The organism is Nocardia albiluteola (genome assembly GCF_018860155.1).
In the GTDB taxonomy this organism is placed as follows: Bacteria; Actinomycetota; Actinomycetes; order Mycobacteriales; family Mycobacteriaceae; genus Nocardia; species Nocardia albiluteola.
Genome location: NZ_JAHKNI010000026.1, coordinates 1 through 22,907, shown reverse-complemented (window position 1 = coordinate 22,907; position 22,907 = coordinate 1). Strand labels below are relative to the sequence as shown.

General features: G+C 65.2%; 24 protein-coding genes. 3 read left to right on the top strand and 21 right to left on the bottom strand.

What is annotated here, in order from left to right:
- Positions 1-123 precede the first annotated feature (123 nt).
- Positions 124-1,773 carry an ISAs1 family transposase gene (locus KO481_RS40820; RefSeq protein WP_215923931.1) on the bottom strand — a complete coding sequence of 550 codons (1,650 nt, stop codon included), beginning with the start codon at positions 1,771-1,773 and terminating at the stop codon, positions 124-126.
- 50 nt (positions 1,774-1,823) lie between these two features.
- Positions 1,824-1,946 (bottom strand): hypothetical protein, encoded by a 123-nt coding sequence (locus KO481_RS44195; RefSeq protein WP_281066301.1) that lies wholly within the window; start codon positions 1,944-1,946, stop codon positions 1,824-1,826.
- Positions 1,947-2,120: 174 nt separating this feature from the next.
- Between KO481_RS44195 and KO481_RS40815 the strand changes: the two genes are divergently transcribed.
- The gene (locus KO481_RS40815; RefSeq protein ID WP_215923930.1) at positions 2,121-2,612 is read left to right on the top strand and encodes a transposase; all 492 of its coding nucleotides are present in this window, start codon (positions 2,121-2,123) and stop codon (positions 2,610-2,612) included.
- 437 nt (positions 2,613-3,049) lie between these two features.
- On the opposite strand, the gene KO481_RS40810 is transcribed toward KO481_RS40815, so the two are convergent.
- Positions 3,050-3,484: a MarR family winged helix-turn-helix transcriptional regulator gene (locus tag KO481_RS40810; protein WP_215923929.1), complete on the bottom strand. Its 435-nt coding sequence runs from the start codon at positions 3,482-3,484 to the stop codon at positions 3,050-3,052.
- An 84-nt stretch (positions 3,485-3,568) separates the two neighbouring features.
- On the opposite strand from KO481_RS40810, the gene KO481_RS40805 reads away from it, so the two are divergent.
- Entirely contained in the window at positions 3,569-4,486 is a 918-nt protein-coding gene (locus KO481_RS40805) for an alpha/beta hydrolase (protein WP_215923928.1), read from the top strand.
- 106 nt (positions 4,487-4,592) lie between these two features.
- Here the strand turns inward: KO481_RS40805 and KO481_RS40800 are convergent, their stop codons facing one another.
- The 7 genes from KO481_RS40800 to KO481_RS40770 all read right to left on the bottom strand — a co-directional run bounded on the left by KO481_RS40800 (position 4,593) and on the right by KO481_RS40770 (position 11,451).
- The gene (locus tag KO481_RS40800) at positions 4,593-5,444 is read right to left on the bottom strand and encodes a 3-keto-5-aminohexanoate cleavage protein (protein WP_245402236.1); all 852 of its coding nucleotides are present in this window, start codon (positions 5,442-5,444) and stop codon (positions 4,593-4,595) included.
- 285 nt (positions 5,445-5,729) lie between these two features.
- Positions 5,730-6,350 (bottom strand): hypothetical protein, encoded by a 621-nt coding sequence (locus KO481_RS40795; RefSeq protein WP_215923927.1) that lies wholly within the window; start codon positions 6,348-6,350, stop codon positions 5,730-5,732.
- Positions 6,347-6,871: a hypothetical protein gene (locus KO481_RS40790; protein ID WP_215923926.1), complete on the bottom strand. Its 525-nt coding sequence runs from the start codon at positions 6,869-6,871 to the stop codon at positions 6,347-6,349. The genes KO481_RS40795 and KO481_RS40790 overlap by 4 nt, the downstream gene beginning before the upstream one ends.
- 219 nt (positions 6,872-7,090) lie before the next feature.
- Positions 7,091-9,022, bottom strand: coding sequence for a glycoside hydrolase family 9 protein (locus KO481_RS40785; RefSeq protein WP_215923925.1), 1,932 nt, complete (start codon positions 9,020-9,022; stop codon positions 7,091-7,093).
- A gap of 55 nt (positions 9,023-9,077) precedes the next feature.
- On the bottom strand, positions 9,078-10,277 hold the full coding sequence (locus KO481_RS40780; protein WP_245402244.1) for a sensor histidine kinase: 1,200 nt from the start codon (positions 10,275-10,277) through the stop codon (positions 9,078-9,080).
- 47 nt (positions 10,278-10,324) lie between these two features.
- Entirely contained in the window at positions 10,325-10,999 is a 675-nt protein-coding gene (locus KO481_RS40775) for a response regulator transcription factor (protein ID WP_215923923.1), read from the bottom strand.
- A gap of 11 nt (positions 11,000-11,010) precedes the next feature.
- A complete protein-coding gene (locus KO481_RS40770) occupies positions 11,011-11,451 on the bottom strand; it encodes a GNAT family N-acetyltransferase (RefSeq protein WP_215923922.1) in 441 nt (146 codons plus the stop codon).
- Between the two features lie 281 nt (positions 11,452-11,732).
- On the opposite strand from KO481_RS40770, the gene KO481_RS40765 reads away from it, so the two are divergent.
- A complete protein-coding gene (locus KO481_RS40765; protein ID WP_215923921.1) occupies positions 11,733-12,269 on the top strand; it encodes a DUF1697 domain-containing protein in 537 nt (178 codons plus the stop codon).
- 429 nt (positions 12,270-12,698) lie between these two features.
- Here KO481_RS40765 and KO481_RS40760 read toward each other — a convergent pair whose 3' ends face one another.
- From KO481_RS40760 to KO481_RS40710, 11 genes are all read right to left on the bottom strand, one after another.
- Positions 12,699-13,085, bottom strand: coding sequence for a DUF8020 domain-containing protein (locus KO481_RS40760; protein WP_215923920.1), 387 nt, complete (start codon positions 13,083-13,085; stop codon positions 12,699-12,701).
- 130 nt (positions 13,086-13,215) lie between these two features.
- On the bottom strand, positions 13,216-14,184 hold the full coding sequence (locus tag KO481_RS40755) for an alpha/beta fold hydrolase (protein WP_215923919.1): 969 nt from the start codon (positions 14,182-14,184) through the stop codon (positions 13,216-13,218).
- Between the two features lie 29 nt (positions 14,185-14,213).
- Positions 14,214-14,537, bottom strand: coding sequence for a hypothetical protein (locus KO481_RS40750; protein ID WP_215923918.1), 324 nt, complete (start codon positions 14,535-14,537; stop codon positions 14,214-14,216).
- Positions 14,538-14,828: 291 nt separating this feature from the next.
- Positions 14,829-16,301, bottom strand: a complete 1,473-nt coding sequence (locus tag KO481_RS40745; protein WP_215923917.1) for an aldehyde dehydrogenase family protein — start codon at positions 16,299-16,301, stop codon at positions 14,829-14,831.
- A gap of 10 nt (positions 16,302-16,311) precedes the next feature.
- Positions 16,312-17,664 carry an NAD(P)/FAD-dependent oxidoreductase gene (locus tag KO481_RS40740; protein WP_215923916.1) on the bottom strand — a complete coding sequence of 451 codons (1,353 nt, stop codon included), beginning with the start codon at positions 17,662-17,664 and terminating at the stop codon, positions 16,312-16,314.
- Positions 17,661-19,151, bottom strand: coding sequence for a UbiD family decarboxylase (locus KO481_RS40735; RefSeq protein WP_215923915.1), 1,491 nt, complete (start codon positions 19,149-19,151; stop codon positions 17,661-17,663). The genes KO481_RS40740 and KO481_RS40735 overlap by 4 nt, the downstream gene beginning before the upstream one ends.
- A 9-nt stretch (positions 19,152-19,160) precedes the next feature.
- A complete protein-coding gene (locus tag KO481_RS40730) occupies positions 19,161-19,496 on the bottom strand; it encodes an EthD family reductase (RefSeq protein ID WP_308166976.1) in 336 nt (111 codons plus the stop codon).
- 25 nt (positions 19,497-19,521) lie between these two features.
- The gene (locus KO481_RS40725) at positions 19,522-20,121 is read right to left on the bottom strand and encodes an NADPH-dependent F420 reductase (RefSeq protein ID WP_215923914.1); all 600 of its coding nucleotides are present in this window, start codon (positions 20,119-20,121) and stop codon (positions 19,522-19,524) included.
- Positions 20,122-20,232: 111 nt separating this feature from the next.
- Entirely contained in the window at positions 20,233-20,694 is a 462-nt protein-coding gene (locus KO481_RS40720; RefSeq protein WP_215923913.1) for an anthrone oxygenase family protein, read from the bottom strand.
- Positions 20,695-20,704: 10 nt separating this feature from the next.
- Positions 20,705-22,198, bottom strand: coding sequence for a UbiD family decarboxylase (locus KO481_RS40715; RefSeq protein ID WP_215923912.1), 1,494 nt, complete (start codon positions 22,196-22,198; stop codon positions 20,705-20,707).
- Entirely contained in the window at positions 22,186-22,806 is a 621-nt protein-coding gene (locus tag KO481_RS40710; RefSeq protein ID WP_215923911.1) for a UbiX family flavin prenyltransferase, read from the bottom strand. Before KO481_RS40710 ends, KO481_RS40715 begins: the two co-directional genes overlap by 13 nt.
- Between the last annotated feature and the right edge of the window lie 101 nt (positions 22,807-22,907).

The following is a 22,907-nucleotide window of genomic DNA, read 5'->3' as shown; positions in this document are numbered from 1 at the left end:
AAGGTTCCTTACGCCGTTCGTGATCGTGGAGTTCTGCCGTGCCTGCTGTGTCATCCTCGCCTATCGATTCATCACCCAGAGTTCGGTGAACGTGGCGCCCGGCGTGGACGCCCAAACCCTCAGTTACGAGTCCGCCGCCCGGCCCCAGCTGCCGCACAGAGTGTCTTGCACAGACTCTTTCGGGCCTATCAGGCGGTGCGGGTTGCTGCCGTCGCTGTCCATCACCCAGACTTCCGTAAAACTGGCACCCTGCTCGGAGGCTGTATCGAGTGTCATTCGGGAGTAGAGAATCTTCGAACCGTCCGGCGAGAACGACGGGCAGTCCCCGTTCGTCCGAAGGAGTCGGATGTTCCGGCCGTCGACATCCATTCGGTAGATCCCCATGTCTCGGTCGATCCCCGCATTCGAAGAGCGGCTGCGAGAGAAGACGATCCCGGCTCCGTCCGGGGTGAAGACAGGGTCGGAATCGTTGTAGCCCTGAAACGTCCGCAGCGCGGAAGTTCCCGGTAGCAGCTGCCGCGCCCCAGCTCCGTCCGCTGCCATCACCCACATGGCTCCGGCCTCGGCGAACACAATCTTCGAACCGTCCGGCGAGAACGCGGGACGCTCGCTCGATCCGACGTCCTGTCCCGTCTGAAAGCCACCGACCGGGTCGAAGGTGGGGTCGTTGTAGAGCTGCTTCGGCATGCCGCCATCGGCATTCATCAGATAGACGGCAGTGCCGCGAGTAAACGCGATCTTCGCCCCATCGGGCGAAAATGCCGGGCAGCCATACCCTCCGTGGAGGAGTTTCCTTACATTGCCCCCGTCGGGATCCATGACCGTGATCCACAATCCACCAACGGCGATCTTGGATCCATCGCGAGCAAAGTTCGGACAGTCGCCCTCGCCGATCCGGGTGACCCCGGTCCCGTCGGGATTCATTGCGAAGATCCCGTAGCGGTCACCGGGGTACACGATCTTCGCCGGACGTGGCGACTGCCCCGGACCCACACCACAACCGGCCACCAACCCCGACACTACAACGGCGACAACGACAATCCGCGCCGACCGGCGTGCCGTCACGAGCACAGCACGACCGATCGAGCTGCCGCTTCGATGGACCATGCCGACCCAGCGCGAATGAGTAAGGATGCCCGCCACGCCCCTCATCGTTCCCGGACCAAATCCACAAGCCTTCCCAATCCTGGAAATAGGGCGAACGACTTCGACCGCCACCGACCGGCGGCACGATGACTTTCGGCGCTGGATCTTGTCTCTATTCGGACGCCAGGGCTGAGGCACGTAGTCGGCGCCGCGGCCGTGCAGGTACTCGGCGTGCTCGGTCTGCGCGTGCAACGCGTCGGCGGTCACCACCACTCCGGTCAGATCGGCGATCCCGTCGAGAAGTGGTGCAAACGAGGGAATTTCGTTGCTCTTGTCGTCGATCTGGGCTTGATTGAGCACCACGCCGTGGTCGTGGTCCAGGCAGGCCATCACCATTACCGCCCGGGTGTCACCGTCACGGGACCCGCGCAGGGTCTTCCCGTCCACCGCGACCGCCCGCCGGTGGCGACGCCGCACCCGGCACGTCGCCGGTGCCGCGGCCAGCCGCCCGGCCAGCCACGCGCCCACGGCCTGGTCGAATCCGTCGCCGGTGAACTTCGACAGCGCTCGCCGGATCGTGGACCCGTCCGGGACCTCGATGCCCAGCCCGCGCAACACCTCGTCGGCGGCATCCACAGCCCATTCGGCGATCGCGGCGAACGACCGGGCACCCGAGGCACCGCACACACCGAAATGAACAGAATCGACGAGAACCTGTGGCGCACACCACGTTTCTTTCACGGATCCGGCACCGACTCCAGCACCGCCAGCAACTCCGACCGCTCACCCGCCGTCACCTGGCCCAACGTCTGCACCTGGCGTGAGAGGGCATCGATAGGCGAGGATGACACAGCAGGCACGGCAGAACTCCACGATCACGAACGGCGTAAGGAACCTTCATGATCGATCGAGCAGCCGTGCCTGCACTGCAACCCGCACTCCACGGTGTGTCGCAACATGATTCAGCAGGTCAAAGGTACCGGCCTACGACTTTTCCTCAGACCTGAGGTGGCCGGGGACTCGATTATGGTGTGTTGCACCGTGAATGCGGCCGGTTGTTCCCGGATGAGATGTTCACCGATCTGTTCATCGATGTCGGGCGGCGTTCGGTGCCGCGGTCGATCGTGGCGGTGGTAATGGTGCTGCAGCGGATCGAGGGGCTCTCGGACCGGGAAGCGGTGGAACGCTTCGCTTTCGATGCCCGCTGGAAATATGCCGCCGGATGCCTGGATTTCGATTACCTGGGGTTCGTGCACACCGTGCTGGTGGACATGCGCGCAAGGCTGGCCCGTTCGCAGCGGCCGAACCGCATCTTCGACGCGGTGCTCGAGGTCGCGCGGCAGGCCGGGCTGGTGGGCCGCAAACGGGTGCTGGACTTTTTCGGTGCCTGTCGACCGACCCAAACCCAGCCGGGCCCGCCAACTCGGCACCGATCAGGTCCAGGGACTCATCGCCGGATACAAGAGTGGAGAGACGGTGTGCCAACTGGGTGCCCGGTTCGGTATCGAGCGGCGGACGGTGAGTGAGATTCTCCGTCGTCACGGGGTGCCGATGCGTCGTCGCGGCTCGTCTGCTGAGCAGGTCGATGAGGCTGTCCACCTTTATGGCTTGGGTTGGTCTCTTGCCCGAGTTGGCAGGTACCTCGGTGTTGACACGATGACCGTTTTGAACAGGTTCCGCGAGCGCGGGATACCCACGAGGGATGCGCAAGGACGATCGCGGGCGTAGGCGGCTGCTGTCGTAGGTTGGGACCGCTCCGCGGATGGGTGACATCTTGACCTGCCCCACTCCGCTGTGCCGAAGGGCGAGCGGTCTACGCGCCGAGATCAACTGCGGCACAGCCGAATACAGAGCATCACAGCTGTGGGCATCACGCCGACGTGGCGTTGCCTCCGCTGTGGCTCGGATCGGGAGGCAGCCCCGACAGAACCGGTTGTCGAGCGCAGGTTGATGACTGTGCTGGTCAGCCTGCGGGCAGGCCGATCCGGTCGCGCTCGAGTGTGCCACGTAACTGCGAAAAGACCTGCGCGACAACCGATAGCGAAGAGTCCGAGACGCTGTTGCCGAGCAGCTCGGTCAGCTGCTGGGTGAAGGTTTGTTCCGCCGCCTCGACCAGACGCCCACCGTCATCCGTCAGTGCCAGCAATGACGACCGGCGGTCCGCCGGATTCGCTTGCCGCGCCACCCATCCTTGCTTCTCCAAACGGTCGACACCTTTGCTCATCGCCCCGACGCCCACGGCGAACTCGTTCGCGAGATCGGCCACCCGGGCCCCCGGGTGATCGCGCAGGAAGCGCAGGGATTCGAACTGCGAGGTGACGATCCCGTGCTGCTCGCGAAGGCGATCGGTGAGCGCGTTGTACAGCCGCGTCTCGCACCGGACGAGGTCGGAGAACAAGCTCGGCAGGTTGACGGCAGCCCCCGCCCATGTATATTCCATGGCATATAGTGTAGAGGAAGATAGTTCCTAGGAAGGTTGCATATGAGTAGCGAGCAACGCGCGAAGATCGACGCACTGCTACGTCAGCCACTGCCCGCCGGAGACCGATCGGTCGAGGAGATTCGCGCCGGATTCCGAGTGCTGATGTCCCAGATGAACGTGCCGACCGAGATACGCACCCGAACCACGACACTCGGCGCCCGGCCCGCGGTACTCGTCGAACCGGCCACACCCCCGCGCCCCGGGACGATCCTGTACTTCCACGGCGGTGGCTTCGTGTTCGGCTCGCCGCAGACGGCGATGTCACTGACCGCGAATCTGGTGACCCGCACCGGATTTCGCGCCTTCTCGGTGGACTACCGGCTGGCGCCCGAACACCCCTTCCCTGCCGCGATCGACGACACCCTCAACGCCTACCGTGCCCTGCTCGACAGCGGCGAGGATCCCTCGGCCATCGCGTTCGCCGGCGATTCCGCCGGCGGTGGCCTGACCGTCACCACGTGTATCGCGGCCCGCGACGCGGGATTGCCTCTGCCGGCCGCGATCGTGGCGTTTTCCCCGGGCCTCGACATGACTCGCACCGGCGAAAGCATGGATACCAAAGCCGGCGTCGACCCGGTGTTCACCCGTGAGAGCCTCGAACACACCGGCGCCATGTACCTCGCCGGGCAGGACCCCCGCCAGCCGCTGCTCAGTCCGGCGGTCCTCGCCGATCTCAGCGGCTTCCCGCCGATGCTCCTGCAGGCAGGCGCCAACGAAATGTTGCTCGACGATTCGACTCGTCTGGCCGCCCGCGCCCGCGCGGCCGGCGTGGACGTCATCCTCGACGTCACCGCCGAGGTACCCCACGTGTTCCAATCTTTCACCGGCGTACTCGATGAAGCCGACCAAGCCTTGGACCGCGCCGCACACTTCCTCAGCCAGCACTTCCGCAGCCGGGACACCGGCGACGCACCATAGTGCCGCTGATTGCGCGTTCGGCCGACTTCGGCCGGAGCCAGCCGGAACGCGCGCTCATGCCGATTACAGGATGAATCCGGCAGTGGCGCGATGACAGCACGGCCGGTTATTGAGACTGGCCGCCTGCCCGGCCGATGATGTGACGAGCGGCCCGGATCAAGCTGGCATTGCTCTCGGCTGGGGACTCGTCGGGTAGGTGAAGCACGTCCTCGAGGCCGATCCGTGTATCCAGGCCCCGTGCTGCGGCCATGGCCAGGATCGTCCAGGCTGCGCTGTCCTCTCCGTGAAGCAGGATCGGTACATCGGTCACTGCGGTCAACGTGTCCAGGAGAACGGCGGCTGTCTGGCGGGCGGTGAACGGGTCGGTGTCGGTGACTTCAGCCAGAACGCGAAGGACCCGGTGGACATGCGGCCAGTCGAGGAACCGCCGGGCGGAATCGGTTCCGGACCAGATCCCGGCCTCGATCCCGATTCCCCTGGCCATCAGCGTCTCTGCGACCGCGACGGCACCGTCCTCGTGCCAGTTCACCGAGGCGTGATCAGGCAGCACGGTCCACCCGCGCACAAAGGCAAGACGCTGGTGGGCGTGCTGAGTGGTCCACGCACCAGTGGTCACACCGACACGGACGCCCGGCGCTGTTGCGCGCACCGCCGTCACCGCGGCAGCGACATGGTCGGGCTCCAAGGTGTCGTGCCCGGCGGAGTCCTTGGGGTGCAGATGAATGTCCATAACTCCGGCGCGAACCGCGTCCCGGGCCGCTGCCGCCAGCTCGTCAGGGGTCACCGGGAGAGATGTGAATTCGTTGCGGGTTCGGGCACCGTTCAGGCATACCTGCAGCATGCGACTGAGTTTTTCAGATGGGATGTCGGAGTCACTGATCGCCATGGGTTGTCCCCCATCGAAAACGCGTGACGTGTGGGAACGGCCGTACTCTACAGGCTGTGCCGCAATCGGCATGCATACCGCACGGTTCGACAGTCTTTCCTCTCGATTCCCAACTATCCGAACGGGAATTCTGCCATCTCGAACGCCCTGAAAGGCTTGCTTGAGCCGAGATGCCTGGAAAGCGGGCGCGTCCGATTCCGAGGGGGCCCAAGCGCCGCAAGGCGTTTGGGCTACCCCGACGAGTCTTCGTCGCCACCGTCAGGCCAACGCGCCAGCCCCCACGAGAGATCCGAGCTAATGGTGGCGTGCCGGTGGGTTGCTGCCGACGCGGGAACCACAACTAGCCGGATGCCATAATTATTGGTCCGGATTACCGCTATACCGGAGATACCAAACGAATCCCTCCTGTCTGCTCTCGTCATAAGTTTGCAAGGATACTGTCCCGTTGTACTCGCGGAATAGACAGAGTTCTGGGCTGTAACGATCGTTGATTAGTTGATACTTGCCATGACTCATAACATCTCTAGAATCCCGTCTGAGGAATTTGTTGACGTCGAGGCCATTTTGCATCGAAGCTTGGCCGGCAACGGTAAGCATTCCCGTGACTGTCAGGTCCCTATCAGCTGTCAGGTCGTTCTGAAGTTCGGTGTCGCCGGTGACGGTAAGGTCTTCCCGGAGTTCGGTGTCGCCGGTGACGGTGAGTTGGCTCTGGAGTTGGGTGTCGCCGGTGACGGTGAGTTGGCTCTGGAGTTGGGTGTCGCCGGTGACGGTGAGGCCGGTGAGGGTGGGGTTCTCGATTGTGACGGCGACGGTGGCGTATTGGTAGATGGGTTCGAAATTGTTCGGGAACGGTTTCTTTCCGGGGGTGAGAGTGGCGCGCAGAGTGTAGGTGGTATCGTTTTTGACGGTTTTTGCCGGCAGGATGCATTCGGTTTTGGAGTCGTCGAAGACGACTTTCCCGGCGCCGTCGTAGATCACGAAGTGGGTGCCGTTGCTTTCCCAGGCGAGTCCGATGGGATCGTCGGATTGGAACGTGGTTTTCGGTACCGTTGGGCCGCCGTGTCCGAATGCGAGGAAATTGTTGACGTAGAGGGTTTGCGGCTCGACACCGAGAGTGAACGTGCGTTTTCTGAGTACGGGTTTCGCGGTGGCGCTGGTTGCCGAACTTCGATCACCTCGCAGGCGAGCGGTCCCGTATTGCTCACCGCGCCTTTCAGACCGATATCGAATTGCGAATCGAAGGGTTTTCCCGCTTCTAGCGGCGTGAAGATTTTCCGCCAGTACTGAGCTCCGGAGTCTTCGCCCTCATCTCCGGGATCGGCGATGTTGCTGGGTTCCCAGTTCGCGCTGCTGTAGGACCATTCCGGTTCCTCTGCGAAATACGGATTTCCATCGGCATCGTTCTTGGGAACCTTGATCTGGATCGACTTGCAGTAAACCGCAGGCGTCTTGGGTTTCAGGACCGAGATCGTCTTCGCCGACGCCCAATTGCCCCGCACCGCACCTGGCGGACGGTAGTTATTCGTCTGCTGCGGTATTCCTCCGCCCAGTTCGAGCCGGTGAGGCCGGGCCGGGTCTTGCTGCGATTCCGCATATCGCCCGACCCGCTGGCATCCGAGATGATCTCTGTCCGTTGATCTTCAAGAGCTCGGCATGGCCGTCTCGTTCCGCGCGGTCAGCGGCTAGTTGCGGACGTTCCGCTGGCCGTCGGTGAGCGGTCAACTCTGTGACAGGGCGAAGGCCAGCATGGCGGTCGAGGTGAAGTCGATCGAGGGTTCCACACTCTGCCAGGCGCCCACGTCGTCGAGGAATCGGGCTTTGTGCCCGTCGAAATCGGTCCAGGGTGCACCGGGATCGGACGCGCAACGTTTCATCGTCGGGAACGTGTTGAGTTCGTCGAGCTTGTCTGCGGCGTTCGGGCCGTTCACGACCGCGCCGCGCAGGATGTCACCGGTGCCGTCGAGGCTGCCGGTGAGGCTGCCGGTGAGGTTGGCCACTTGATGTTCTGGGCAGTGCGGGTAGACCTCACCGGCGCCGATCATGAAGGTGCTACCCCAGGAGTTCGCGCCCAGCGCCCAACTGCGCTGCTGGGTACCGAAAGCGTCGTAGTGGTGGTCGCCGGTGGCGTTGCGGTACAGCCGCGCGGTGGCGACGAGGCCGAAAGTGTGTGGTACAGAGTCGAAGTCGGTGTACACCGCCCCTGCTCTGAAGGGGTCTTTCGCGGCCCGGTTGACCCCGTCGTCGAGTTGTCGGCGGAGGTCGTCCTGCAGGTTCGCGCCGTTTTCGTTGTCCGCGTGCAGGATTGCGAGCAGGTCGGCGTGGGCGAGGGCGCTGACGTCGGCGACTCCGAGGGTGCCCTTGGTGTCGGAGGCGATGTACTGCGCCGCCCACCGGGTCGCTTGCTGCTTCCAGTCGGTGGCGCGTGTGTCGCCCAATGCTGTGGCGGCCAGGCTCATTTCGGTGGCACCGAACTCCATATCGTCCTGCCAGGAGTCCTCGGGGTAGAAGTTGCGGGGGAACGCGGTGACCAAGGTGTCGCCGGGGTCGGTGTTCGCCTTCGCGTAGACGGCGGCGGCTTTGTCCAACCAGGACTTGGCGGCGACCGGGTCGCTGTGAGCACTGTTCTGCGCCGCGAGCGCGAATACCGCGGCCATGCGGCCGGCCAGGTTGGGGCTGATCGGTGCGCCGGGCTCGTTCGCTCGCAATACCGGCCGGTTCTTGATCAGGTAGTCCGGGTCGCCCGGTTGTACGTTCAGTTCGTCGTCGGTCTCCGGTAGCCGCCAGCTGTCGTGGTCGGTGCGGACGTTGTCGTTACCCGCACCGATACCGACCTGGGCGTAGAGGGTGCCGGTCGGGCCGTCCCACATCTTGTCCAACCAGGCCACGCCCTGGCCGGCCTCTTGCGCCAGGCCCGCGGCGTGCGGTGCGGTGCGCTGGGCGAGCAGCAGGTCGGCGGTGCTGTAGGCGGTGGTGTGGGTGAACTTGAGAAAGTCACCGGCGTCGGCCCAACCTCCCGACACGTCGGTGGGTCCGCCGATCGGGGTCAGCGCCGCGTCGAGCAGCTCGTTTCCTTCCTCGTCGTATCGAGGTGCGTCGTACACGGTGGCGTGGCGGTCGGCCAGGTGGGAGGGCTTGCGGTGCAGGACATCGGCAATCACGTCCGCGCCGTCGCGCTGGGCTTGGAAGAAGTGGACGTTGTCCTCGATGAGTGGGGTGAACAGGTCCGCGGCGGGAGCGATGCGGAATTTCGGGGAGCTGCCTGCTGCGGTGCCGGTGAGTTCGAGGTGGTAGTTGCCCGGGGTGTCGAGGCTGGAGAGGTCCACGATGTGCACGGCCGGGTATTTGCTGTTCCAGGTGCCGGTGCGGGCGCCGACCTGACCGGTGGCCCTGGTGGTGCCCTGCTCGTCCACCAGCCGGTAGCCGGCCTGGCTCAGTTCTGCTTCCGAGCCCATCACGAAGGCCTGTTTTGCTTCCCCGACGGCGTAGCCGGCCTGGTTGACCCGGATCGCGGGCGGGCGGGTGCCGGCCGGGTCTTCCTCGGGACCGGTCCCGTCGGCGGGCAGGGTGCAGGCGGTGATGCCGAGGGTGAGGGCTGCCAGAAGGGTGGTGGAGCGCAGGCTCCAGGTGAGGCCGGGTCGGAAGGTGGACATGAGTCTCACCTTGCCTGGTGCCACATGAGATGAAGATGAGGCCCGGCAGTCCAGGTCAACGGCCTGCGCGTTCGGGCAGCAGCAGCTCTACCGAGGCCCCGCCGGGTGCCTGGGAAATGCGGGCGGTGCCGCCGTGCAGCCCGGCCACCCAGGCGACGATCGCCAGACCGGTACCGGTGCTCGCCGCCCCGGTGACTCGCCGCTCGAATACCCGGGTCCGGTCCTGCGGCGGCACCCCCGGCCCGTGGTCGCGGACCTGCACCCGGGTCGCGGTGACCCTCACCTCGACCGGCGTGCCCCGGCCGTGTCGTAATGCGTTTTCCACGAGGTTTCGGACCGCTTGGGCCAGCAGCTCGGGATCCCCGTCGACGATGACCGGCTCGGTGGTGACGGTGATCCCGGTGGAGTCGGGCAGTTCCCTGATGGTCTGGCGGACCAGCTGGTCCAGGCGCAGCGGGGTCAGCTCGACGTCCTGGGTGCCCGATTCCACGCGGGCGCGCGCCAAGAGCCCGGTGACGAGTCGGCCCAGTCGATCGATGAGCCCCAGGGCCTCGCTCAGGGCTGCGGGTGCCCGTTGCGGTGAACCGCTGCCGTGCTCGACCACCAGGCGCAAGGTCGCCAGCGGTGTGCGCAGTTCGTGAGCGGCTTCGGCGAGGAACTGTTCCTGCTGCTCGAGCCCCCGCAGGGCGGGTCGCATCGCACGCCCGGACAGCAGATGACCCACGACGGCGGCCAGCAGCACCAGCGCGGCGCAACCCAGACTCAGCCGTTGGATCAGCCGCTGATGATCGGCCTGGCTGTGTGCCGGGTCGGCTCCGACCAGCACGAGGGCGCCGATACTGTCCTCATCCCAGACCGGGGCCGCAGCCCACCGATACTCGCGCCCATCAGCGGCAGCCGCGGCGACCAGGACGGTCTCCTGATCGTGCTGGACTTCCTGCCAGATCTTCTCGAGTTCGCCTTGCCCGGGCAGGGCAGCGGGGACGGGGTAGGCGGAGCGGATCTGCGGTCCGGAATTCGGGGATGTCTGCAGGATCGCGAGCATTTCCGCGCTGCGGGCGAGTTCGTCCTCCGACAACGAGTCCAGCCGTAGCGTGCCCTGCGCGTCGTAGAACAGGGTGCGGGCCAGACCGTCGGCGCGATGGCTGACCGCGTTGTCGAGATCGCTGGTGCGCGAATGACTGTCGGTGCGGACCGCGATGGTGGCCAGCACCAGCAGACACAGAGCTGTGGTGGCGGCGAACAGCAGGGTCATCACCCATCGGACGCGATGCAGCCGCGCGACGGCAGATGGGCGGGTGTTCACTGGCCGGTAGCCGGGTCGTCGATGCGGTACCCCGCACCACGCACTGTCACGATGAGCTCGGGCGGGCCCAGCTGGCGGCGCAGCTGCCCGATGAGGACATCGACGACGTTCGACAGCGGTTCGGTGAGCTCATCCCAACAGCTTTCGATGAGTTCGCTGCGGGTGACCACCTCCCCGGCCCGCAGCATCAGGACCTCCAGGACCGCGAACTCCTTCGCTGTGAGGGCCAGCAGCACACCGTCTCGCCGGACCCGCCGGCGTGGATGGTCGAGCTCGAGGTCACCGACACGCAGCTGCGGGAGCCGAGCAGGGTGACCGCGACGGCACAGGGCCCGCACCCGCGCGTTGAGCTCAGCGAACGCGAAAGGTTTGACCAGGTAGTCGTCGGCGCCGTGCTCGAACCCGGCGACCCGGTCGGTGACCGCGTCCAGCGCGGTCAGTAGCAAGATCGGCAGAGTCGATCCCGCTGCGCGCTGAGCAGCCAGCAGGGTGAGCGCGTCACCGTCGGGCAGCATGCGGTCCGCGATCAAACAGTCGTAGGTGTTGACGGCGAGTTTGACGTCGGCGTCGGCCAGATCGAACGCGAAATCGACCGCGAAACCCACCTCGCGCAGGCCCCGGGCGATCGCCGGGCCGAGCTCGGGGTCGTCCTCCAGGACCAGTAACCGCATGAGGAGCCAGGCTACTGGGCGCGGCCCGAGCACCGTCGATCCGGCGCTCGCTGCAGGCCTAAAGGGAAGGTGCCGCGCGGCAGTGTCCTGCCTTGGCTGTCCACTGTCGCGCGCGAGGACTGTCGAGCTGGTGTGCGACGGTGCACGGTAGCGTTGGTCCAGGCTTCGAGCAGCGGGACTCCCTCCACAGCGATGAGGTGCTCGACGACGGTGGCCACAGCCTCGCCCATGATCCCTTGGCGCCAGTGCGAGCGACGCAGCATCCACGACAGCCACGGCACCGGGCCGCCGCCGACCACCTCCGCCAGGCCCAGCGCGGGGGCCTCGTCGAGCCGCCGCACCGTCCAGATCCGGCTGGCTGCCGGAGCGAGCCGGGCGGCCAGTCGCTGCCTGGTCTGGGCCGGGTCGGCAGATTCCGACTCGTCCAGCCAGGAGCCCCTGGGATGAACCACGATGGCACTGCTACTCCTTGATCACCGGCGTCGTCCAGCGCCAACGGTACTGACGACAGGGCCGGTCTCAATCATCGGGGATGGGCCAGTCGTTAGCGCATACCTGCATCGCCTGCAGGAATCGGTCTGGAGCTTTTTGCATTAGGCGCGATCCGCGTGACCAGGCATTCTGTTGCGCTCATGTACCACGTAGCACGATCCTTAGTCCACCGGATTTCAACGAGAACTACAGGGAACCCGATATGGGAGCCAATACAGTGCACCAGCCTAAACTCTTCCGAGTGACGAGGTATGCGGCGCTGCTGCGTGGCGTTAACGTGGCCGGTAGACGGATGTCGATGGCGGAACTGCGAATGGTTCTCACCGGGCTCGGGCTCGGTGACGTGCGCACCTATCTGCAGAGCGGACAGGCGGTCTTCGACGACTCGCGCGACGGCGACCGGCTCGCAGCAGAGCTCACGCGTGCCTTGACCGGGCACTTCGGGTTCGAAACCGATGTAATCGTACGAGACCACGGTTTCCTGAGGAAAATTGTGGACGCCTGCCCTTTCGTAGCCGCCGACGTCGCGGCTCGGCAATTGCATTGCACGTTCTTCTCCCGACCTGTCGACGAGTCGCGGTACGCGGACATCGATCGCGCCGACTATCTCCCGGAGAAGTTTCAGCTCGGGGATCGGGTGCTGTATCTGCTCGCACCCAATGGAATCGGGCGTTCCAAGCTGGCCGAACGACTCTCCAGGAGAAGGCTGGAAGATGATCTGATTGGCACCAGCCGCAACTGGAACACGGTGGTCAAGCTCATGGAGCTGACGGCATAACGAAGCACACCCGTAGACACTCCCCATATTCGGCATGAGCGCTTACTCGTTGCAGCTATGGCCAGCGCACGAGTGCAGCGTGTACGGCCCGACCGACCGACCCCGACGACGCAGCCCAGCATCCGTCTGCGCTGGCTGTGCCATCGCCGACTTCCGCCATCGACAGCGAGCGACGACAGCCACGAGCCCATCCAGAAGCTTGTGCACGACACGCCTCGGCTATGCGCGCTGAAGCACGAAAACGGTTCGGATTACTACACATATACAACAAAGCCGCAGGCCGTTGAACTGCGGTTTTGCCGTTTTGTGGTCCTAACGCTAATCAACCCGAACCATCCCACAGCCGAAGGACCGACGCTCCGGATCAAGCCGGTAGGCGCACGCACGGTGATACCGAAGGAGTGACCTGCCGTTTTGGCGGTTCGCAGGCTACCGGCGCTCCTCGCGCACCTGCATGATCGGCGGCGCCGAAACACCCAACTCGACCGGTCGGGCGTCGGCGAGGTCGGTGCTGGGCGTCAGCGTGACAGTCGTGCCCTCGACCTGCGCCGCGATCGGCAGGTCGTCGGCACCACGCAGATACGCCAGTGGCAGTGTGGCAACGGTCGTTCCGCTCCGGTCGATGAATTGCAGATGGTTGTCGGCGACTGTCAGCGTGCCGGCGTCGGCGGTCAGCACCACCGATCGGCCGGCGGGCGTGGTCTGGAAGTGGATGTCCGGGGTATCGGCAACCGGTTCGGCGGCGGCCGTTCCCGCCGTGATACCCAGAGTGGAGATGGTCATCGCCGCGATTGCGGCACCCGTGCGCAACTTCATTGTCTGCCTTCGACTTCCTGACTTCAGTCCGCAGCACGACTGCGCTGCCGATGTTTCGCGCGATCACCAGTCGGCGACCCCAATGTCTCCCATGTATTCGGGCGCATCCTGGACGCGTGCGCCGAAGATCTCAACTCTCGAGGAAGTTCCGCACGCTGTTGAGCACATAGGCCGGATTTTCTTCCAGCACCCAGTGATTGGCATTGGGCACGACATCGGTGGTGACATGCTCGGCCACATGGCCGGTCAGCGTGCCGACGCTCGCGCCCATACTGTGCTCGCCGCCGATGCCGAGGACCGGGATCGTGATCTTGCCGTCCTTGGCGATGAGCGCATCGACGGCCTTCTCACCGGCGTCCTGCTGGCGGAAGTACTCGAGACCGGCATGGGTGCGGCCGGGCTTGCTGTACGCCGCGATCAGCCCGTCGCTCTCGGAGTTGCCAATGGCCCCGTCGGCCTCCCGGTAGAAAGAGCCGTAGAAGGTCGACTCCTTGCCATCGATGAGCTGGTCGGCCAGATCGCCCTTCGGGCCGTTGGCCAGCCAATCCCACCAGAAGGTCCCGGGTTTGGCCTGCACCTGGTTCAGGTAGTCACCGGTCGGCGGGGCCTCGAGAATCGCCAGATGCGCCACGTCGGAACGGTATTCGGCGGCATATGCCAGGCCGATCGCGCCGCCCCAGTCGTGGCCGATGATGTCGAAGCGGCCGAGGTTCAGTTTCTGTGCCACCGCGTGTACGTCGCCTGCGACGGCCAAAGCCTGATAGCCGTTGTCTGATTTGGCGAACCCCGAATCACCGAAGCCTGGCAGATCCACCGCGACCACGGTGTGGTCCTTGGCCAGATCGGGCGCGACCTTCTGAAAGGCCTGCAGGTCCTCCGGCCACCCGTGCAGCAGCACGATCGCCGGCCCCTGCCCGCCCTTCACGTAGTGAACGGTGATCCCATCGTTGTCGACGGTCCCGTCCTCGAACCCGGGGAACGCACCGGGCTTCGCCGGTGCGGCCTCGTGCGACGACGAGCAGGATGTCGCGAGCAGCGTGCCCGCGGCCAATACCGCGACGAGTGGGACCACCCGTCGAGCGAATGTAGTGAAACGCATGTGCCCTTCCTAACCTCTCGTCTATCTGCTCAGGCCGGGTGGGCGTGGCGGCTAAGGCCGGGCAGGTCATTGAGCCTAGGGGTGAACACATTGCGGAGAGGCAACACGGTGATGGTGTGCTTCTCCTCCACCCCTACCGCTGCCATCGCAGGAAACAGGGTGCTGTCGAGGAATCGCACGAATTCGTTTTCGTCGTCCCAGATTTCGACGATCCGCATCCCCTCCTCGGTCTGCCCGGCCAAGTGGAGGTAGATGCTGCCGAGGGCATGGCCCTCGACGCCCATACGGTCGACGACCGCGTCGTACTGCTCGGAGGTGATGCCGACGACATCGAGAATGCCGAGAATTGCCATGGTGCAACGCCTTTCAGTCGGACCTGGGTCACAGGATCCACGGGATCGATCTGTTCGACACTCTATGGCCGAGACCTGCGAGCAGGAATCAGTTGATCGACTGGTCCAGACCCCAGTCGACGAGGGTTGCCAGCCGGTCAGCTCGGCCCAGTTTGTCCGGGCATACTGTGATCAGCCACCGGCAAGAGCCACCTGCTGATCGCCCTGGGCACGGGGAGGGGTGCGGGTGATGTCGGCGACCAGTTCCTCGATCAGTGTCTTGCGGGCCTGATCGCTGCCGTGGTCGGGTGCTCAGTCGAGGCCGAGGTAGACGGTCTTGTATTGCAGGTACTCTTCGAGCGCTTCGGGGCCGAGCTCGCGGCCGTAACCGGAAGCCTTGTAGCCGCCGAACGGCGTGTTCGACTGCAGCACACCCCAGGTATCGACCCACACGATTCCGGCTTGCAGCCTGGCCGCGACGCGATGCGCCCGGTGCAGATCGCGACTGTGCAGGCCTGCGGAAAGTCCGTACGAGGTACCGTTGGCGATGGCGATGGCCTCGTCTTCGGTGTCGAACGGGATCACGGTGAGCACCGGCCCGAAGATCTCCTCCTGGCTGATCCGCATCTGTGGGGTGGCGTCGGCGAAGACGGTCGGCTGGTGGAAATAGCCGCGACCGTTCCATCCCCGGTATCCGGCCTCGCCGCCGGTGCGCAGCACAGCGCCTTCGGCCTTGCCGATCCCGACGTACTCGACGACCTTGTCGAGCTGGGCCTTGTGCGCGAGTGGGCCGAGCTCGGTGGCGTGGTCGAACGGGTCGCCGATCACGGCGCTCTCCACCCGGGTGACCAAGCCGTCCACGATCTCGTCGTAGATCGAGCGTTGCACCAGCAACCGGCTGCCCGCCATGCAGAACTGCCCGGTATTGAAAAACGCGCCGCGGAACGCGGATTCGATCGCACGCTCGGGGTCGGCATCGTCGAAGATGATCTGTGCTCCCTTGCCGCCCAGCTCGACTGTGACCCGCTTGAGCGTCTCCGCACCGGCGGCGATGAGATGCTTGCCGACGGCGGTGGAGCCGGTGAAGGCGATCTTGTCGATGTCCGGGTGGCTGATGATCGCATCACCGACCGTGCGGCCGGGCCCGGGAACGACGTTGTAGACACCGCGGGGCAGGCCCGCGTCGTGCATGATCTCGGCGAGCTTGATCGCCGAGAGCGGCGTCGTACTCGCGGGCTTCTGCACGATCGTGTTCCCGGCCGCCAGCGCTGGGGCGACCTTGTTCATCGTGAGCTTCAACGGGAAGTTGAACGGGGTGATGGCGCCCACCACACCCAACGGTTCCCGGCGGGTGTAGGCCAGCGAATCGCCGCCCACCGGCCGGGCGGATCCGTCGAGCTGCTCGACCAGTCCGGCGTAGTAGCGCAGCAGGTCGGCCGCGTTGGCGACGTCGTCGCGGGCGGTGGTCGCGAACGGCTTGCCGACGTCGAGCGTCTCCCGCAGGGCCAGTTCGTCGCCGCGCTCGTCGATCGCGGCCGCGATGCGGATCAGCAGCTTGCCGCGTTCCTTCGGGCTCAGCGCGGGCCACGGCCCGGACTCGAAGGCGCGCCGGGCGGCGCTGACCGCGGTATCGACGTCCTCGGACGTCGCCTGCGCCACCGTGCAGATGACGTCCTCGGTGCTGGGATCGATATCGTCTACGATGTCACCGCTTGCGCCCGAACGGAATTCACCGTCGATGAACAGCAGTGCGGGATCGAGCTCGCGAGAAAACTCGGTTGTCATTGATCTATGCCTAACTGTTTGTCGGAATGGCAGAGCCTGCGCTGGTTCGCGCGGGTTCGGGCACACCGGCGAGTGCCCATTGCCGGGTGACCACCGTCTGGCCTCGGCGGCGGCCGAGGAAGGCGGCGGACCACGAGACCACCGTGACGAGTCGGTTGCTGTAGCCGACCAGGTAGTAGAGGTGGACGGTGAGCCAGATCAGCCAGCCGAGTACGCCACCGAATCGGAGTCGGCCGATCTGCACGAGGGAATCGAAGCGCGATACCGCCGCCATACTTCCTTTGTCGAAGTACCTGAACGGTTTTCGCTGCGCGGGATCTTCACCGGCGAGCCCGGCACGGATGCGTTCGGCGGCGTAGGTGCCGCTCTGGATGGCCGCGGGCGACAACCCCGGTACACCTGGCACCGACATCAGGTCGCCGATCACGAACACATCGGGGAATCCCTTGATGGTCAGGTCCGGTTCTACGATGACCCGGCCCGCACGGTCCACCTCGGTGCCGTCGGACTGCTCGGCCAGTAGCTTGCCCAGTGGGCCGGCCTGCACACCGGCCGTCCACACCTTGTTCGCGGCCTCGATCCGGCGGGAGGTGCCGTCGGCGTCCCGCACCGTGACGCCGGCCTCGTCCACGTCGGTGACCCTGGTGCTCAGCTGGACGTCGATGCCCATATGGGTGAGCCGTTGCAGGGCAGCGAGTCTCAGCTTCGCGGGCATTGTGGGCAACAACTCGGATTCGCCCTCGACCAGGACCACCTTCGCCTGTTTCGAATCGAACCGCCGGAAGGCGCCGTTGAGCGCGCGGCCGGCCAGTTCGCTGATCTGACCGGCCAATTCGACGCCCGTGGGCCCCCCGCCGACCAGCACGAAGGTCAGCAACCGATCGCGTTCTTCCGTCGACTCGGTGAGTTCGGCCCGCTCGAACGCGGTGAGGATGCGTGCCCGCAGATCGAGAGCGTCATCAATGGATTTCATGCCCGGGGCGTAGGCAGCGAACTGGTCGTTGCCGAAGTACGACTGCTCGGCGCCCGCCGCCACGATGAGACTGTCGAACGAGGTGACCGTCTCGAGCTCCCCGAGCCGGGAGGCGACCGTGCCCGCGTGGACGTCGATGTCGACGACCGTGCCGAGCAGTACCCGGGTGTTCCAGTGTCTGCGCAGTATCAGCCGAGTGGCCGGGGCGATCTCGCCTGCCGACAGAACTCCCGTGGCAACCTGATACAGCAACGGCTGGAACAGGTGTGAGGTGGTTTCGCTGATGAGCGTCACCTCGACGTCGGTGCGGCGGAGCCGCTTGGCGGCGAAAAGTCCGCCGAACCCGGAACCCACGATCACTACGCGATGGGGTGTCGTCGTCGGCATCATCGGTACCCGTATTTCTGCCAGTCGGCCAGGACCCGGTCCTGGATCTCCTGGGGCCAGCCGTTTTCGAAACTGCCCTTGATCGGTCGCCCGTCGGGGTACAGGTCGGCGAGCAGGCAGTTGTAGATGACTTTCCCGGTCCGGAAGCTGTGCTTCTCCTCGTCGGAGAGGTAGATCGCCAGCGAGTCGGACAGCGCAGGCGGGTAGTGGAATTCCCCGCGCGATAGGTCGGGATGGGATCGGGTCGCGAACGCCCACACCACCTCGTCGATCCGGGTGATGTCGACGTCGTCCTCGACCACCAGGGTCTTGGGGGCGTGGACACTGGGCTTGCCACGGAAGATGACCGCGGCGATCTCGTCGATCAGCTCGTGTGAGCCCATGCCGGTGGTCTCGTGCCAGTCCGCTGCGACGCCGATGGTGAGCCAGTGCAGCGCGGCCTCGGTGTTGTACCAGGCCGACGAGATGGGCAGACCGGCCGCGCGCAGCTCGTAGCAGATCTCGGCGGCACTGGTGGTGCCGATGATGACGTGGTTCTCCTCGGTCGGTGGTCCGGCGACCACCGCGGGCAGGATGGCCTCGTCGCGGTAGGTGATCGCGGAGACGTGGAAGGCCTTCTTGGGGGTGGCCTCGGTGGCGATGTAGCCCGGGAATTCGCTGTACGGGCCTTCCATTGCGGTCTCGTCGACCGCGATGTGGCCCTCGATGACGATCTCCGCGGTCGCGGGTACCGGCAGATCCACTGTCTCGGCGGGAACGACCTCGATACCCTCTCCGAATATCACTCCCAGGTAATGGGATTCGTCCACTCCCTGCGGGAGCGGCATGCCGCCGACCAAGGGCAGTCCGGGTTGGACACCGATCGCCAGGACGATCGGCATCGGCTGACCGAGCGCGGCCCACTGTGCCCGGATGACGCCCAGGTGCTGGGTATCGGCGATCAGGCAGGCGAGGGTGTTCTTGTCCGAGATCATCATTCGGTTGACCGACCAGTTCGTCCACGATCCGTCCGGGGTCCGGACAATGTTCATGCCGAAAGTCTGGATGTAGCGGCCGCCGTCGTGGCCGTGCAATCTCGGCGTCGGGAACCGGTACAGGTCGATGTCGTTGCCCAGCATGATGTTCTGCTTGCACGGCGCGGTGCCGCGATCCACCGGCACCGGCGGGATGCCCGGCCGGCTCCGGGCAGCGACCAGCGTCTCGATGATCTGCCGGCCGTGCGCGTCGGCGGGCAGGCCCAGCGCCATCGCGAACCGCGCCAGCTGATGCTCCGGGCTCGAGAGCGCGCCCGGTGCGCCCAGGACACGGAACCCCGTGCCCTGGTATCCGGCGATATTCGTGAACAGCGGTGCTGGGGCCCGTAGATCGTAGGAGTGGCGGATGACGGCGCCGATCTCCAGATCCCAGTCGACCTCCGCGTCGATCCGCTGGATCTCTCCGATCTCGTCCAGGGCGGCAATGAATTCACGCAGGCTCTTGAAATGTGTCATGCCGGTCGGTCATCCTTCCGAGAGCACGGGGTATCGGACGTCCAGTTCGATGGCCATGCTGCGCTGGGCCGACCAACTGCGGAGCACGAGACCGTCTGCGGCAGTGCGCAAACCGATCTCGCCGGCGAACGCCTCACGCAGCGCGGTCATGTTGTCCCAGTCGAGTTCGGCGACCTGATAAAAGGGTTCGCCGACAATGGGATTCGGGTTACGGGACAACGTGTAACGGCGCAGACCCGGCAGTTGCCTGCACAGCGGGATGTGCACCTCTCGATAGTGCTTGTCGAATGCCTCTGTATCGGACGGTGTATCCCAGAGCACGATGAACCGTGCAATAAGTGCCACTTGCTGTTCCTTTCGAGAATGTCGGCTACTCGGGCGCACCGGTGCGCTCCAGCAACCGGAGTGTGAGGTGACGTGGCACCGGTCTGTCGTAGGCCAGGTTGACCATCAGCATCATCGCTGGTTCGACATAGCGAGCGCGGATCAGCGGCCCGGCGTCGACGGCCTGCACGCCGATATCGTTCAGTAGCCTGGAGACGATGTGGTTGGCCTCCGCGTCGTCTCCGCAGACGAATGCCGACGGGGCCAGATCCTCATCGAAATCGAATGCCGGGCGGGCGATCTGGGCCGCGAAGGGCGGTATCGCTGCCACCAGTCGGGCACCTGGCGTCAGGGCTGCGATCTGTTCGGCGCCCGAGGTGTCGAAGCCGACCGCCAACCCGGACAGGTCCGCGGTCATCGCATTCACACACGACCACACCACCCGCCCGGCCAGCGACGGTGCGTCGTCCAGCGCCTGCGCCACGTTCGGGAACGGGACCGCCAGCACCACCACATCCGCCCCGGCCACCGCCTCCTCGTGTCCACCGTCGACATCCGCGTAAGCAGTGATGTGCCCGGCCTTTTCGAGCCGGCCGCCCAGCGCGCGAGCGAGCCGTCCGGCGCCGAGGAATCCGATCTTCGCCATCGATTGTGCTTCTTTCTGGAACTCGCCGATTTCTCGGACTCTTGGATTTGCCCCACGGCGACGACGCGGCGGTAGCCGCCGTTTTCTGTGCTGGCCGAGATGTGGGGTCGATCAGAACGTGGCCACGAAAAACAACACGCTGGTGGCGAGGGCGGCGGTGAGGCGGCCGATGTTGGAGATGTGGAAGCGGCGGATCTGGGTGCGGACGTCCGCCGGGGTGGCGTCGGCCAGGCTCCACTTGGCGACGGCCTTGTAGATCGGCAGGTTGAAGATCGCGGTCCAGATGAAGAAGCCCAGCAGGAAGACCCCGCCGCCGGTCAGCGCATACACCTTGGCGGTGCTGCTCGGCGCGTGCAGGAATGCCATCCAGACGCCGCTGATGACGGGGATGATGGTGAGCGTGGACAGCACCCGATTGGTGCCCGCGTGCTGTAGGAAGTCCTGGAAGTTGCGGGCTGCGTCGGGTTCGCTCTGTTGATTCCACAGCCCGCGCATGACGGTCAGCAAGGTGGTCATGAGGCCTACCAGCATGGCTGCCGAGAGAATCGCCAGGAAGGCGAGTGTGCGATACATTTTCGTGTTCCTATCGATAGCCGTAGTTTCGCCAGTTGGCGAGGACGCGTTCTTGAATGTCTGTGGGCCAGCCGTTTTCGAAACTGCCCTTCACCGGGCGTTTGCCGTCGGGGTAGAGATCGGCGAGCAGGCAGTTGTAGATGACCTTGCCCGCCATGTAGGTGTGCTTCTCTTCCTCGTCGAGATAGACGGGCAGGTCGTCGCTGAGCCGGTGCGGGAAGTGGAATTCGCCGCGCTCGGCGTCGGGGTGCGAGCGGGTGGCGAAGGCCCACACCACCTCGTTCACGTTGGTGATGTCGACGTCGTCTTCGACCAGCAGGATTTTCGGTGCGTTCACCGACGCCTTACCGGTGAAGGCGACATCGGCGATCTGTTTCACCAGTTCGGCCGATGAGATACCGAGGGTTTCGTGCCAGTCCTGACGCACCGACAACGTGAGCCAGTGCATGGCGGCCTCGGGGGTGTGCCAGGCCGAGGTGATCGGCAACCCGGCTTGGCGTAGCTGGTAGAGCAGTTCCGCGCCGTGCATCGTGGCGGTGCAGGTGTGGTCCTCCTCCACCGGTGGCCCCGCGGCCACAACGGGCAGGATCGCGTTGTCGCGATAGGTGATCGCGGTGACTTTGAACAAGTGCTTGGGTGAGGAGGCGGTAGCGTTGTAGCCCGGGAACTCGTTCATCGGGCCCTCCATGACCGTCTCGTCCAGGCTGATGTAGCCCTCGACGACGATCTCGGCGGTCGCGGGGACCATCAGGTCAACGGTTTCGGCGCGGACAACCTCGATACCCTCTCCGAAATACGCGCCGATGAAATCGCTTTCCGAGACATGATCGGGCAGCGGCATACCACCAACGAACGGCAGTCCCGGTTCCACTCCCAGCGCCAAGACGATCGGCATCGGCTTGCCGATTTCGGTCCATGCGGTGTGCACCACGCCGAGATGCTGGACCGAGGCGAACATACAGGCCAGGCTGTTGCGGTCGTGGATCATCATGCGATTGACCGACCAGCTCGTCCATGAACCGTCCGGCGTGCGGGCGATATTGAGGCCCCAGGTCTGGATATAGCGGCCACCGTCATTGCCGTGGATCCACGGAGTGGGGAACTTCAGCAGGTCGATGTCGTCGCCGAGCATGATGTTCTGTTTGCACGGCGCGTCGGCGCGGTCCACCTCGACCGGTGGAATGCCCGGTTTCTCCCGCGCCGCGACCAGCGCCTCCATCAACTCCTGCCCCGACGCGTCGGCCGGCAGCCCCAGTGCCATCGTGATTCGGGCCAGCTGATGCTCGGGAGCACTCAACGCTCCGGGTGCGCCGAGCACCCGAAACCCGGTGCCCTGGTAGCCGCTGATATTGGTGAAAAGCGGTGCGGGCGCGCGCAAATCGTAGGAGCGCCGGATCACCGCGCCGATCTCGAGTTGCCAGTCGACCTCGTGGTCGATGGTCTGGATCTCGCCGATGGTCTCCAGCCGGGCAATGTGCTCGCGCAGGCTCTTCAGGTGTTCCATATCAATTTTTCCTCGCTCATCAATGTTTCGTTGTTCGGCACCGATTCCTCGCCCCAGCGCGGCAGATCCGGTACATCGATGCCGAGCAGATCGAGCGCGCGGCCTGCTGTGTGGTCGACGATGTCGGCCACGGATTCGGGCCCCAGATAGAAGGCGGGTACCGGCGGCATGATGATTCCGCCGGATTCGGTGACCGCGGTCATCGCGCGCAGATGTGCCATGGTGAGTGGGGTTTCGCGCACCATCAGCACCAGGCGGCGCCGCTCCTTCAGGGTGACGTCGGCGGCGCGGGTGAGCAGGTTGTCGTTGTTCGCATACGCGATGGCCGACAGCGTGCGAACCGAGCAGGGGGCGACGATCATGCCCGCGGTGCGGAACGACCCGGACGCGATGGCGGCCCCGACGTCGGCCGGGCGATAGGTGACATCCGCCATCGCCGCCAGATCGCCCGCGCTGATATCGGTTTCATGCAGGCGGGTCAGCTGCCCGGCGGGGGTGACCACCAGGTGGGTCTCTACCTCGGCCTTGCGTGCCAGCTCCAGAATCCGCATGCCGTAGGCGATCCCGGTCGCGCCGCTGATGCCGACGACCAGACGTTTCGGTGTCATGGCTGGACTCGCAATAGATTGGTGGTGAGCGAATTCAGTTCCACCGCGCCGTTCGCGCCGACCACGACCGTGCCGCCGATATTGGCCAGCCGCCCGCCGAT